Annotated in this window: 14 protein-coding genes; 5 read left to right on the top strand and 9 right to left on the bottom strand. The window is 68.8% G+C overall.

The window, feature by feature from the left end; all coding sequences use genetic code 11:
• The first annotated feature begins 88 nt into the window (after positions 1-88).
• The gene (locus KU887_RS13785; RefSeq protein ID WP_034201905.1) at positions 89-1495 is read left to right on the top strand and encodes an MFS transporter; all 1407 of its coding nucleotides are present in this window, start codon (positions 89-91) and stop codon (positions 1493-1495) included.
• A gap of 20 nt (positions 1496-1515) precedes the next feature.
• On the opposite strand, the gene kynA is transcribed toward KU887_RS13785, so the two are convergent.
• The 3 genes from kynA to kynB form a co-directional block, all read right to left on the bottom strand.
• Complete coding sequence (kynA, locus tag KU887_RS13780; protein ID WP_060210748.1) at positions 1516-2451, bottom strand: tryptophan 2,3-dioxygenase; 936 nt, start codon at positions 2449-2451, stop codon at positions 1516-1518.
• A gap of 90 nt (positions 2452-2541) precedes the next feature.
• Positions 2542-3795 (bottom strand): kynureninase, encoded by a 1254-nt coding sequence (gene kynU / locus KU887_RS13775; protein WP_012492839.1) that lies wholly within the window; start codon positions 3793-3795, stop codon positions 2542-2544.
• Between the two features lie 27 nt (positions 3796-3822).
• Positions 3823-4464 (bottom strand): arylformamidase, encoded by a 642-nt coding sequence (kynB, locus tag KU887_RS13770; RefSeq protein ID WP_060210750.1) that lies wholly within the window; start codon positions 4462-4464, stop codon positions 3823-3825.
• Positions 4465-4593: 129 nt separating this feature from the next.
• Between kynB and KU887_RS13765 the strand changes: the two genes are divergently transcribed.
• A complete protein-coding gene (locus tag KU887_RS13765; RefSeq protein ID WP_006477992.1) occupies positions 4594-5094 on the top strand; it encodes an Lrp/AsnC family transcriptional regulator in 501 nt (166 codons plus the stop codon).
• On the opposite strand, the gene KU887_RS13760 is transcribed toward KU887_RS13765, so the two are convergent.
• The 3 genes from KU887_RS13760 to KU887_RS13750 form a co-directional block, all read right to left on the bottom strand.
• The gene (locus KU887_RS13760) at positions 5081-5590 is read right to left on the bottom strand and encodes a flavin reductase family protein (RefSeq protein ID WP_006482487.1); all 510 of its coding nucleotides are present in this window, start codon (positions 5588-5590) and stop codon (positions 5081-5083) included. The genes KU887_RS13765 and KU887_RS13760 overlap by 14 nt on opposite strands.
• 280 nt (positions 5591-5870) lie before the next feature.
• Positions 5871-6536 (bottom strand): hypothetical protein, encoded by a 666-nt coding sequence (locus KU887_RS13755; protein WP_006482477.1) that lies wholly within the window; start codon positions 6534-6536, stop codon positions 5871-5873.
• The gene (locus tag KU887_RS13750) at positions 6533-7939 is read right to left on the bottom strand and encodes a selenium-binding protein SBP56-related protein (RefSeq protein ID WP_006482492.1); all 1407 of its coding nucleotides are present in this window, start codon (positions 7937-7939) and stop codon (positions 6533-6535) included. Before KU887_RS13750 ends, KU887_RS13755 begins: the two co-directional genes overlap by 4 nt.
• Here KU887_RS13750 and KU887_RS13745 point away from each other — a divergent pair.
• Together KU887_RS13745 and msrA are read left to right on the top strand one after the other, a co-directional pair.
• Positions 7932-8348, top strand: coding sequence for a hypothetical protein (locus tag KU887_RS13745; RefSeq protein WP_226245078.1), 417 nt, complete (start codon positions 7932-7934; stop codon positions 8346-8348). The genes KU887_RS13750 and KU887_RS13745 overlap by 8 nt on opposite strands.
• Positions 8349-8459: 111 nt before the next feature.
• Positions 8460-9020 (top strand): peptide-methionine (S)-S-oxide reductase MsrA, encoded by a 561-nt coding sequence (gene msrA, locus KU887_RS13740; RefSeq protein ID WP_006482471.1) that lies wholly within the window; start codon positions 8460-8462, stop codon positions 9018-9020.
• A gap of 22 nt (positions 9021-9042) precedes the next feature.
• On the opposite strand, the gene KU887_RS13735 is transcribed toward msrA, so the two are convergent.
• The 3 genes from KU887_RS13735 to pdxH all read right to left on the bottom strand — a co-directional run bounded on the left by KU887_RS13735 (position 9043) and on the right by pdxH (position 12345).
• Entirely contained in the window at positions 9043-10335 is a 1293-nt protein-coding gene (locus KU887_RS13735) for a DUF72 domain-containing protein (protein ID WP_258250429.1), read from the bottom strand.
• A gap of 23 nt (positions 10336-10358) precedes the next feature.
• Positions 10359-11579: a cyclopropane-fatty-acyl-phospholipid synthase family protein gene (locus tag KU887_RS13730; protein WP_006482480.1), complete on the bottom strand. Its 1221-nt coding sequence runs from the start codon at positions 11577-11579 to the stop codon at positions 10359-10361.
• A gap of 121 nt (positions 11580-11700) precedes the next feature.
• A complete protein-coding gene (pdxH, locus tag KU887_RS13725; protein ID WP_006482475.1) occupies positions 11701-12345 on the bottom strand; it encodes a pyridoxamine 5'-phosphate oxidase in 645 nt (214 codons plus the stop codon).
• Positions 12346-12473: 128 nt separating this feature from the next.
• On the opposite strand from pdxH, the gene tcdA reads away from it, so the two are divergent.
• Entirely contained in the window at positions 12474-13331 is an 858-nt protein-coding gene (tcdA, locus tag KU887_RS13720; protein WP_059721407.1) for a tRNA cyclic N6-threonylcarbamoyladenosine(37) synthase TcdA, read from the top strand.
• The last annotated feature ends 2 nt before the right edge of the window (positions 13332-13333 follow it).

Raw genomic sequence — 13333 nt, 5'->3', positions numbered from 1 at the left:
GAGACGCCATGAAAACCATCGAATGCCGTTGTCTTGCCGCGCGCCGTTCGCGCACGTTGCCGCCGACGTGCGGCGCCCGGGAGGCCGCATGAGCACGCACGACGCACTGGATGGCCGGCGGCCGCCGTCGATCGACATCGGCACGACGCTCGACGACGGGCCGTTCACGCTGATGCAGCGCTGCGTGGTGCTGCTCGCCGCGCTCGCGATCGTGCTCGACGGGTTCGACGGCCAGCTGATCGGCTTCGCGATTCCCGTGCTGATCCGCGAATGGGGTATCACGCGCGGCGCGTTCGCGCCGGCCGTCGCGGCGGGGCTGGTCGGGATGGGCATCGGCAGCGCGTGCGCGGGGCTCGTCGCGGACCGCTTCGGCCGCCGCCAGGCCGTGATCGGCAGCGTGTTCCTGTTCGGCCTCGCGACCTGCGCGATCGGGTTCGCGCCCGACGTCGCGACGATCGCGATGCTGCGCTTTTGCGCCGGGCTCGGGATCGGCGGCGCGTTGCCGACGGCCACGACGATGACCGCCGAATACACGCCCGCGCGGCGCCGCACGATGATGGTGACCGCGACGATCGTCTGCGTGCCGCTCGGCGGGATGCTGGCCGGCCTGTTCGCGCACGAGGTGCTGCCGCGCTACGGCTGGCGCGGGCTGTTCTTCGCGGGCGGCGCGTTGCCGCTCGTGCTCGGCTTCGTGCTGGTGCGCGCGTTGCCCGAGTCGCCGCGCTATCTCGCGCGACGCCCCGCACGCTGGCCGGAACTCGGCGCGCTGCTCGCGCGGATGCAGCGGCCGGTCGCGCCGGGCACCGTGTTCACCGATACGAAGGACGCCCGCGCGCCGGGCAGTCGCGGCGGCTTCGGCGCGCTGTTCGCGAGCGGCCAGGCGCGCGACACGATCGCGCTGTGGTGCGCGTTCTTCATGTGCCTGCTCGCCGTGTACGCGGCGTTCAGCTGGCTGCCGACGATGCTCGCGGCGAGCGGGTTGAGCGTGTCGGTCGCGGGCTCGGGGCTCACCGCGTACAACCTCGGCGGCGTGATCGGCGCGTTGCTGTGCGCATGGGCGATCGCGCATGCGGGCTCGCGCTGGCCGCTCGCGCTGTGCAGCATCGGCGGCGCGGCGAGCGCGGTGTGGCTGATGGGTGTCGATGCGAGCCGCCATACGGGTTGGCTGATCGTCGGGCTCGGCCTGCACGGGCTATTCGTCAACGCGGTGCAGTCGACGATGTATGCGCTGTGCGCGTACATCTATCCGACGGCCGTGCGTGCGACAGGCACCGCGAGTGCGCTCGCGTTCGGCCGGCTCGGCGCGATTCTCAGCGCATTCGCGGGCGCGATCGTGATCACGGCGGGCGGCGCGGGCGCGTATCTGACGATGCTGGCCGTGGCGATGGGCGTGGTGTGCGTCGCGCTGCTCGCGGTGCGGCGGCACATTCCGCGGCTGTCGCGCGTGCCCGCGCCGCCGCGCGAAGGGGAGGAACTCGCCCGCCCGTCGTCGTGACGGCGGGCGCGTGACGTGCGTTACAGCGTGGTGCGCACGTGCCAGAGCTCGGGGAACAGCACGACGTCGAGCATCTTGCGCAGGTACGGCGCGCCGCTCGTGCCGCCGGTGCCCTGCTTGAAGCCGATGATGCGTTCGACCGTCGTCACGTGACGGAAGCGCCACTGACGGAACGCATCCTCGAGATCGACCAGTTCCTCGGCCATCTCGTACAGCTCCCAGTGCTGCTGCGGATGACGATAGACCTCGAGCCACGCGGCTTCGACCGTCTCGTCGTGCCGCATCGGCTGCGTCCAGTCGCGCTCGAGCCGCTCGGGCGCGATCGGGAACCCGCGCCGCGCGAGCAGGCGCACGACCTCGTCGTAGAACGACGGCGCCTCGAGCGTCGCGCGCACCTGTTCGAGGATGTCGGGCCGGTGCGCATGCGGCTGCAGCATCTGCGCGTTCTTGTTGCCGAGCAGGAATTCGAGCTGGCGATACTGGTACGACTGGAAGCCCGACGACTGGCCGAGATACGGCCGCATCGCCGAATACTCGGACGGCGTCATCGTCGACAGCACGTTCCACGCCTGCACCAGCTGCTCGAGGATGCGCGACACGCGCGCGAGCATCTTGAACGCGGGCGGCAGCGCGTCCGTGCGCACCGCATCGAGCGCGCCGCGCAGCTCGAACAGCGCGAGCTTCATCCACAGCTCGCTCGTCTGATGCTGGATGATGAACAGCATCTCGTTGTGATCGGGCGACAGCGGATGCTGCGCGTCGAGGATCGAATTCAGCGACAGGTAGTCGCCATAGCTCATCGACTTCGAGAAATCGAGCTGCGCGTTGTGCCAGCCGGCTTGAGCGTCGGCCTCGCCCGGCACGTGCGGGGCTTCGTGCGCGGCCTGCGCCGTTTGTGCGGCGCGTGCGCCCGAGAACGGGCAGCCTGCCGGCGCGTCGCCGCCGGGGGGCTGCATATGACCAGAATTCACGACTTTCTCCAGATTTGAATGATGAATGCGCGGCGCGCGCACCGCATGCAACGGCGGCGCGCCGCGCAGAACCGGTCAGGTCACCGCGCCGCGTTCGGCGAACTCGGGCGCCTTCCACGCGTCGGTGGCGAGGATATCGCGCAGCGTCTCGACCGCATCCCACACGTCGGCGAAGCGCGTATAGAGCGGCGTGAAGCCGAAGCGCAGCACGTACGGCTCGCGGTAGTCGCCGATCACGCCGCGCGCGATCAGCGCCTGCATCACTTCGTAGCCGTGCGGATGCTCGAAGCTCGCCTGCGAGCCGCGCTGGTGATGCGCACGCGGCGTGACGAGCTTCAGCGACAGGCCCGCGCAGCGCGCTTCGACGAGCGCGATGAAGGCATCGGTCAGCGCGAGCGACTTGCGGCGGATCGCGTCCATGTCGGTCTGCAGGAACACGTCGAGCCCGCATTCGACCATCGACATCGACACGATCGGCTGCGTGCCGCACAGGAAGCGCGCGATGCCCGGATCGGGCGCGAAGCCCGGCTGCATCGCGAACGGCGCGCGGTGGCCCCACCAGCCGGACAGCGGCTGCGAGAAATGCGCGAGATGGCGTTGCGGCACCCACACGAACGCGGGCGAGCCGGGGCCGCCGTTCAGGTACTTGTACGTGCAGCCGACCGCACCGTCCGCGCGCGCGCCGTTCAGGTCGACTGGCACTGCGCCGGCCGAGTGCGCGAGATCCCACAGCATCAGCGCGCCGGCGTCATGCACCAGCTGTGTGACGGCCGGCATGTCGTGCATGTAGCCGGTGCGGTAGTTCACGTGCGTGATCATCGCGACGGCCGTGTCCGCGCCGAGCGCGCCGGGCAGGTCGGCCGGATCGTCGATCAGGCGCAGCGTGTAGCCGCCGCCGAGCTGGTCGATCAGCCCCTGCGCGATGTACAGGTCGGTCGGGAAGTTCGAGCGCTCCGACACGATCACCCGGCGCTCGGGCGCACGCTCGGCCTGGTGGCGCAGCATCGCCGACAGCAGCTTGAACAGGTTGATCGAGATGGTGTCGGTGACGACCGTTTCGCCGGGCGCGCCGCCGATCAGCGTCGCGAGCTTGTCGCCGAGGCGGCGCGGCAGCGCGAACCAGCCGGCCGTGTTCCAGCTGCGGATCAGGCCTTCGCCCCATTCGGCGCCGATCACCTGCTGCGCGCGGGCGGCCGATGCACGCGGCTGCGCGCCGAGCGAGTTGCCGTCGAGATAGATCACGCCGTCGGGCAGCGAGAACTGGTCGCGCAGCGGGGCCAGCGGGTCGTCGCGGTCGAGCGCGAGCGCGTCTTCACGGGTCTTGATCATCATGATGTGAGGTCGTAGGTCGGGTAATCAGGAAGCCTGCGCGGGCAGCGCGCGCAGCACCGCACGCACGGGGCTCGCGTCGAGTGTCGCGAATTTCAGCGGCAGTGCGATCAGTTCGTAGTCGCCGGGCGGCACGTCGTCGAGCACGATGCCTTCGAGGATCGCCATCCGGTGCGCGCGCACGCGGCGATGCGCATCCATCGTCTTCGATTCCTGCGGGTCGAGCGACGGCGTATCGATGCCGATCAGCTTCACGCCGTGCGCGGCGAGCAGGTCGACGGTGTCGGGCGCGACCGCGCAGAAATTGCTGTCCCATTGCTCGACCGCGGCGCGCGCATACGTGCGCAGCAGCACGCGCGGCGGTACGCCGTCGAGCGCGGCTTCCACATCGGCCGGCCGCACGACCGGCGATGCGCCGATGCAATGAATCACGCGGCACGGGCCGAGATAGGTGTCGAGCGGCACCGCGCCGATCGGCGCGCCGTCGGCGTCGTAGTGCAGCGGCGCGTCGCAGTGCGCGCCCGTGTGCGGCGACAGCGTCAGGCGTGCGACGTTGACCGGCGAGCCGGCCTCCATCCGCCATACGCGTTCGACGGCAACCGGCGTATCGCCCGGCCACACGGGGGTGGCGGGGCTGACCGGCGGCGAGATGTCCCAGAGTGTGTCCATGGCATGACGAAGCGTGAGTCGATCCTTCGAATGATAGGTGGACGCTCGCAGAAAGTGCTTGCGAAATAAACATGGACAATCCGCCGGATTGGCAGATAATTCGACTCAGAGGGAAAACGGGGACCAAAAATGCACGCGATCACGCTCGATGCCACCGACTGCCGGATTCTGGCGGTACTGCAGGAGGAGGGCAGAATCAGCAATCTCGACCTGGCCGAACGCATCTCGCTTTCGCCATCCGCCTGCCTGCGCCGCATGCGCCTGCTCGAGGAGCAGGGCGTGATCGAGCACTATCGCGCGTGCCTGAGCCGCGAGAAGCTCGGCTTCGAGCTCGAGGCGTTCGTGCAGGTGTCGATGCGCAACGAAGAGAATCAATGGCACGAGCGCTTCGCGGAAGCGCTGCGCGAATGGCCGGAGGTGGTCGGCGCGTTCGTCGTGACGGGCGAGAGCCACTATCTGCTGCGCGTGCTCGCGCACAACCTCAAGCACTATTCGGATTTCGTGCTGAACCGCCTCTACAAGGCGCCGGGCGTGATGGACATCCGGTCGAACATCGTGCTGCAGACGCTGAAGGACGAAGCCGGCGCGCCGGTCGGGCTGGCGCGCACGGGGGCGATCAAAGCGGTGTGAGGCCGTGGAAGCCGCCGCCGTGGAACACGAGCGGCGGCGCCGTTTCCGTTACGGCGCGCACGCCGCAGCGTTCCACTTCGCCGACGAAGATCACGTGGTCGCCTTCGTCGTAGCGGCTGCGGTTGTGGCATTCGAACCATGCGAGCGCGCCGTCGAGCACGGGCATCCCCGAGTTGCCGGCCGCATGCGCGATCCCTTCGAAGCGGTCGCCCTTGTAGGTCGAGAAGCGCTTGCACAGGTCCAACTGCGACGCCGCGAGCACGTTCACCACGTAATGGCTGTTGCCGCGGAACACCGGCGTCGACGCCGATTTGTGCGCGAGGCTCCACAGCACGAGCGGCGGATCGAGCGACACCGAATTGAACGAACTGGCGGTGATGCCGATCAGCTGGCCGGACGGCGCGCGCGTCGTGATCACCGTCACGCCCGTCGCGAACTGGCCGAGCGCCTGCCGGAAGGCGGCCGAGTCGAAATCCGGCGGATTGGCGTGGCTCATCGGGCAGCCATCCGGAACGGGACGGGCGGGCGCGACACGGCACGGGCGTGACGGGCGCGGCGGACGAAAGACGACGAGGCGGTCGATTGGAAAGGGGTGCGCATGGCCCGATTTTAACGGAATCGAAGTCGCCGGACCCGGTCGGGCGGCGCATCGCGACGGCAGGGTGGCGTAGCGAACACTGCGGCGCGCGGCCGGCAGCGCCGTTCCGTCACGTTTTTTAACGGTGCGGCCGTTGCGCCCGGCACCTCGCTGCGCCAGCGAGCCATCGCTGCCCGCGCTATCGCGCCGCCGCTAGCCCGAGCGACAACGCTCCCGTCACGATCAGGCTCGACGCCCACACCGCATCCAGATTGAACCAGCTCCGCGACACGAACTTCAGCCCGAGATAACGGTACACGAGCCACGCGAGCCCGCCGCCGGCGGCGATCATCGCGGCCGCATGCACGGCGGCGACGACGAGCGCCATGCCGAGGTGCGCATCGACGAGCAGCGCCGCCGCGCGGTGGCCGGCATCCCGGTCGAGCCCGCACAGGCCGAGGTAGATCGGCACGAGCATCAGCCCCGCGCCGTGCGCGAGCGCGACCGCGAACGACCACAGGCCGAGCCGCGCCGGCGGAATCCGTGCGAGCGCCCGCGGATGCCGGCGCCGGATCAGCAGTACCGCGCCGAAGCCGATCACGAGCGCGCTCGCGCCGATCCGGATCGCCGACTGCCACGCGAGCAGCGCGGCGAGCAGCCCGAATGGCAGCATCACCGCGAAAACGGCCAGCGCATGACCGAGCGCGAGATAGCCGAGCGCCGCGACGAGCGCGCCGCCGCGGCGCGTCATCAGCGCGTTCGACACCGCGAGCGGCCAGCCCATCGCCGGGTTGAGTCCGTGATAGACGCCGCTCGCGAGCACGGCCGCCCACAGCGCGAACGACGCGTGAAGGCCGGTGCTCAACGCTTGACCGACGGATAGCAGAACGAGTCGGTCGAGCAGTCGCCGCCTTCGAGCCGGATCTGGTGCGCGCGGTAGCCGTCGGGGAACTCGACCCAGTAGTCGTCGGCGAGCGTCAGCCCGCCGTCCGGCCCCGCGTGCGCGAGCACCTGCGCGGCCGGCACGCCGTCCGGATAGAACTGGTCGTCCCACGTCGAATAGAGCGAGTTGGTCCAGTACACGCGCCGGCCGTCGCGACTGATCTCGACCATCTGCGGGCCGCCCGCGAACGTGCGGCCGTTCGAGTGCGGCGCACGGCGCGCGATGCCGCCGATGCGCACCGACCCCGCGAGCACCGGGTGGTGCGGGTCCGACACGTCATACTGGCGCATCTCGCCGGTGCCCCAGCACGACACGTACAGGAAGCGATCGTCGAGCGACAGGTCGATGTCGGTCACGAGCGGCGGCACCGCGCCGAATCCTTGCAGCAGCGGCGGCAGCTCGTCGGCCGCGGCCGGTTCGGCCGGGATCGTCGCGGTTTTCTTCGCATGGAACTTGCCGCCTTCGCGCCACCAGGTCCAGATCGAGCCTTCGAGATTGGTCGTATCGACCACGACGCCGACGAATCCGTATTCGCGCACCGGGTCGTGCGCGGGCCGCACCTCGAGCGCCATCTGGTGCTGCGCGCCGAGATCGATCGTCTGCACGTTGCGCCGCGCGCGCAGGTCCCAGAAATGCAGCCGGTGCCCGTACTTGTTCGCGAGCAGATCCTCCGGGACGATCCCGTTCTCGAATTGCGGCGGCAGCGCCCATTCGCTCGACACCATGTAGTCGCGCGGCAGGTTCCACCAGAAGTCGTAATGCTTGTCCTGCGGGCCGCGGTCGATCTCCCAGCGGCCGAGCACGTCGAAGGTCTCGCAATCCATGATGAAGATGCCAGGCGCGCCGTCGGTGCCGTCCTTGCCCGCGCCGCCCAGCGTGCTCACGTAGATGCCCTCGGGTCCGCAATGCACGGTGTGCGGCCGCGAATAGCCGGTCTTCGCGAAGATTTCGTCGGGCTCGATGATCTTGTGGATGCGCGCCTGCGTCGGATGCGGCTTCGTGTCGATCACGTAGATGCGCGACGAGCGCAGGCCGGGAATGATCAGGAAGCGGCGCTCGAGGAACGCATGGCCGGTCAGCGGCGACAGCGACGACGAGCACGCATTCCAGCCGAAGTGGTGAAACTCGTCGCCGGTGTTCGGCATCGTCACCGTGTGCACGATCTTGCCGTACGTCGACGAACCGGGCTTCACGTCGATCACGGCAAGCGCGTCGGGTCTGGAAAAATCGGGGCTCAGCAACAACGTATAGGCAAACTCCTCCGCCGGCGCCTGCATCGCAAGTTCGGGCGAAGCGTGAAACGTCGGGTCGGGCCGCATGCTCATGGTGATGTCCTCCGGATGGTGTCGGATCGTGGACGCACGGCCGTTCGTTGCGGACGTGCGGACTGCGGTGGCCGCGCGCGTCGGCGACGCGCGCGATGCCGTGCATCAGGTCGTGAAAGCGGGAAAAGGCGAGGGGGTGCCGCGCGGCGCGCTCCGCGAAACCGGCACGTGCCACTGCGATGGTGCGATCGACGGAGCGGCGACCGGGCCCGCGACGCAGGCGATGTCTGTTAAGGCGTGCATATCGATGTTCCGGCAGATGATGGTGGCATCGGGGTCGGGCATGCATCGGACGCTGGGCGGGCGCGACGGGTTGGCCGTCGCTTGCGCGTGCCTAAGTGTAGACGAGAAACACGCGGCGGGGCGCGTGCGGCGCCCTGTCCGATCTGCCAGTTGCGCGCGCGAGTGAGATACTTGACGAAGTGCCGCTGCCTCCCCCTCGCGGGCGGGCAACGGCGACGCGAAACGATGGCGCCGGCACGGGCGTGCCGGCTGCCGTCATCCACGAGGGACTGATTTCATGGGGAACGAGATGCTTGAAACCGCGACGCTCGGAGGCGGGTGTTTCTGGTGCACGGAGGCCGTGTTTCTCGACGTCGACGGCGTGACGGCCGTGCAGTCGGGTTACGCGGGCGGCCATACGCGCAATCCCGGCTATCGCGACATCTGCGAAGGCGACACGGGCCACGCGGAAGTCGTCAACGTGACGTTCGATCCGGCGCGCATCGGCTATCGCGAGATCCTCGAGATCTTCTTCGCGACGCACGATCCGACCACGCTGAACCGGCAGGGCAACGACGTCGGCACGCAGTACCGGTCGGTCGTGTTCACGCATTCGGATGCGCAGCGCGATACCGCGCTCGACGTGATCCGCGAGCTCGAGCGCGAGCAGGTGTTCGGCCAGCCGATCGTCACGCAGGTCGTGCCGCTCGACGGCAATTACTGGCCGGCCGAGGACTATCATCAGAACTATTACGCGCGCAATCCGGGGCAGGGCTACTGCTCGGTCGTGATCGGGCCGAAGCTCGCGAAATTCCGGCAGAAGTTCGCGCACCGGCTGAAGTCGCTGCGCGGCGCGTGAGCGTCGACGGCGCACGCCGCGATCACGCCGCCTCGTTGCGCCACTGCGCGCACGCGGCGGCGATTTCGCGCGCGAGCGCGATGCACGACAGCGGCGCGGAGCCTTCCGCCTTGTTGTTGATCGTGATGATCACCGGCTGCCCGGCCAGTGCGTAGCGCGCGGCCAGTTCGGCGAGCGCCGAGCGGGTGGCGGGATCCTCGTCGACGAGCTTGTCGAACGGCTCGTATTTCGCTTTCGCCTGCTCGTACTTGAACCCGCCGTGCAGGCTCCAGCGCACGATCAGCGGGCCCGGCGCGTCGCCGTCGAGCAGTGCGAGCGCGGCGGCCTGGCGCAGCGGGTCGGGCATCCGCGCGTGCAGGCCGACGCAGTAGCGCACGCCGAGCGCGGCCAGTGCGCGGATGAAGCGCGGCGTGAGCAGGCTCGCGTCGCGGATCTCGATCGCGTAACGCGGGCCGTCGGCATCCGGCGGCAGCGGCGGCAGCGCCGCGAAGAACGCCGCGAGCCGGTCGATCAGCGCGGCCGGCGCCGCGAGCAGTTGATCGGGCAGCGGCGAGAACTGGAACACGAGCACGCCGGCTTTCCGGCCGAGCCCGTCGAGGCACGGCTGGACGAATTCGCGGGTCGCGAGCGGTGCGTCGAGGAAGGTCGGGTTCGGCCCGGACGGCTCGCCGCGCCGGCCGCGGATCACCGCGTCGGTCACCGCGGCCGGCGCCTTCACGACGAAGCGGAAATCGTCGGGCACCTGCTGCGCGTAGCGCAGGTAGTCGGCCACCGACAGCGGGCCGTAGAACGAGCGGTCGAGGCTGACGCTCCTCAGCAGCGGATGCGCGCCGTACGCTTGCAGCCCTTCGCGCGACAGCTTCGTCTGCGCGAAATCGCCGTCGTAGACGATGCCGTTCCAGCCGGGGAAATACCACGACGACGTGCCGAGCCGCACGTTCGGCGGCAGGCCGGCCGCGGCGGCGGCCACGTCGGCCGGGATCGGCGCAGGCAGCACGCCGCGCTTGCGGCGGCCTTTTTTCGGCGCGGCGGCCGGCGGGGGCGGTTCGTCCCACAGCAAACCGGACGACGGGGCAGGCGCGTCGTCGTCGGCGGCGGGGCGGGAGGTCGAACGGGCGGGCGGGGGCGGTCGTGCGTGGTCCGGTGCGTCCGGCGTCACGGATTCATCGGCGTTGTCGTCGTGCGCGGGCGACGCGCGTGCGGCGTCCGTCGGCACGCCGAACAGGTCGAACTGTCCGTCGGCGTGCGACTCGTTGGCGTCGTCGTGCTGCTGTCGTTGCGGCGGCGCCTTGCGCCGCGTCCTGCCGTCACCCATGCATGCCCAGCGTAAGGCGCCGCCTAGCGCGGCAGCGCGTGTTCGTACATGTAGCGCCGCGACCACGGCAGCGTTTTCGCGCTGCGTCCGGCCTTGCGGCACACGATCTGGAAGATCGACACGTCGTCGTGCTCGAACGCATACGCGCAGCCGGCCAGATACACGCGCCAGATGCGGAATTTTTCGTCGTCGACGAGCTTTCGCGCCTCTTCGGCTTTTGCTTCGAAATTTTCCGTCCAGATATCGAGCGTGCGCGCATAGTGCCGGCGCAGGCTTTCGACGTCAACCGCCTCGAGTCCGCCGCGCTGCGCCGCTTCGAGCGCGAGGCTGATGTGCGGCAGCTCGCCGTCCGGAAACACGTAGCGATCGATGAATTCGCCGCCGCCGAGCGCCGTTTCGCCGCTTTCCGCGTCGGTCGACGTGATCCCGTGATTCATCGCGATGCCGTCGTCGGTCAGCAGCTCGCGGATGCGCGAGAAATAGAGCGGCAGGTTCTTGCGGCCGACGTGCTCGAACATCCCGACGCTCGTGATGCGGTCGAACTGGCCTTCGATCTCGCGATAATCCTGCAGACGAATCTCGATCCTGTCTTCGAGCCCCGCGGCCTTCACGCGGGCGGTCGCGAGGTCGAACTGGTTCTGCGACAGCGTCACGCCGAGACACGTCGCGCCGAACTTCTGTGCGGCGCGCAGCACGAGCGCGCCCCAGCCGCAGCCGATGTCGAGCAGGCGCTGGCCGGGCTGCAGCTGGATCTTCGTCAGGATGTGGTCGATCTTCTTGATCTGCGCGGTGGCGAGATCCTCGTCGCCGTTCTCGAAGTACGCGCACGAGTACACCATGTTCTCGTCGAGCCACAGCTGGTAGAACTCGTTCGAGACGTCGTAGTGGTACTGGATCGCCTTCTTGTCGGTGCTCTTCGTGTGATTGAAGTAGCGCTTCACGCGGGCGAGCTTGCTTGCGCTGGTCACGGTGCTGCGCGCGAGCGAGTAGCCGATGTTGATGATGTCCGACAGCTTGCCTTCGATGTCGATCTTGCCTTTCACGTACGCCTCGCCGAGATTGTCGAGGCTCGGTTCGAGCAGCAGCGGCAATGCCGACGCGCTGTTCACCTTCAGCGTGACCTGCGGTGCGCTGAAGGTGCCGAAATCGAGTTGATCGCCGTTCCACAGCACGAGGCGCGCCGGTATGTTCGCTTTTGCCCGTACTTCATCCGCCCACTGTGCCAGCTTCTTTTCCCAGAACATTTGGATTCTCCGTTTGTTCGTTGAATCGAATACAGCCAAGTATCCTGACCGGCGCCCGCCGCTTGCGGCGCGGGCACCCGGATGCAACACGAGACACGACCGGCGTGCGCCGGCGCCGCGCTTACGGCGACAGGCGCGAGATCGTCCAACCCGGCGACGCCGCGGCGTCGCGCGTGTAGAGCAGGCGGTCGTGCAGCCGCGACGGGCGCCCCTGCCAGAACTCGATCGAGTCGGGCACGAGGCGGTAGCCGCCCCAGTGCGGCGGGCGCGGCGGGTTGTCGCCGTAGCGTTCGCTGACGGCCTTCTCGCGCGCTTCGAGCGTCGCGCGGCTGTCGATCACGGCGCTCTGCTCCGACGCCCACGCGCCGATGCGCGAGCCGAGCGGGCGCGACGCGAAATAGCGGTCGCTTTCTTCCGCGCTGGTTTTCTCGATCCGGCCTTCGATGCGCACCTGGCGCTCGAGCTCGATCCAGTAGAACAGCAGCGCGGCCTGCGGATGCACGGCGAGATCGTGCCCCTTGCGGCTTTCGTAATTGGTGAAGAAGACGAACCCGCGTTCGTCGACGCCCTTGATGAGCACGATCCGGGCCGACGGCCGGCCGTCGGCGCCGACGGTCGCGAGCGTCATCGTGTTCGGCTCGGGCAGCTTGGCGGCGAGCGCCTCCTTGAACCAGCGATCGAACTGGGCGAAGGGGTCGGGGGCGGCATCGGCTTCGTCGAGCGAAGCACGTGAATAGTTGATGCGGAGATCGGCGAGAGTCGTCATGTTATGCAAACGCTTCAATCTGGGGCCAGTATAGCGAACGCGCGAGAATCGTGCGTGCACAGTGGCGCGTGCGGACGGGGAGTTCAGGCAAAATAGAGGGCTGCTCGACTTACGTTTTCCTTGCTGCCATGTCCTCCGCCGACGCTGCCCCGCCCAGTTCTTCTGATCTTACCCCGACACCGGAAATCCAGCTTGACGTGGATCGCGCGCGGCGTTTCGGCGGCGTCGCGCGCCTGTATGGCGCGCCGGCCGCCGCCGCGTTCGAGCGGGCGCACGTCGCGGTGATCGGGATCGGCGGCGTCGGGTCGTGGGTGGCCGAGGCGCTCGCGCGCAACGCGATCGGCACGCTGACGCTGATCGATCTCGACAACGTCGCGGAAAGCAACACGAACCGGCAGATCCATGCGCTCGACGGCAATTACGGCAAGCCGAAGGTCGACGCGATGGCCGAGCGGATCGCGCTGATCGATCCCGCGTGCCGCGTGAACCGGATCGAGGATTTCGTCGAGCCCGACAACTTCGACGCGCTGCTCGGCGGCGGCTTCGACTACGTGATCGACGCGATCGACAGCGTGCGCACGAAGGTCGCGCTGATCGCATGGTGCGTCGCGAAGCGGCAGCCGTTGATCGTGGTCGGCGGCGCGGGCGGCCAGCTCGACCCGACGCGCATCCGCATCGACGATCTCGCACTGACGATCCAGGATCCGCTGCTGTCGAAGGTGCGTGCGCAGTTGCGCAAGCAGCATGGTTTTCCGCGCGGGCCGAAGGCGCGCTTCAAGGTCAGCGCCGTGTATTCGGACGAGCCGCTGATCTATCCGGAAGCGGCGGCCTGCGACATCGAGGACGGCGCCGAGCCGTCCACGGCCGCGCACGTCGCGGGGCTCAACTGTGCGGGCTTCGGTTCGAGCGTGTGCGTGACGGCGAGCTTCGGGTTCGCGGCGGCCGCGCATGCGCTGCGTGCGATCGCGGCGCAGGCGGCCGGCTGAGC

Origin of the sequence: Burkholderia sp. EMB26 (genome assembly GCF_024730645.1) — a bacterium.
GTDB lineage: Bacteria > Pseudomonadota > Gammaproteobacteria > Burkholderiales > Burkholderiaceae > Burkholderia > Burkholderia cenocepacia.
Note: the sequence above shows the minus strand (reverse complement) of the source record. Positions and strands in the feature narration are given on the sequence as shown.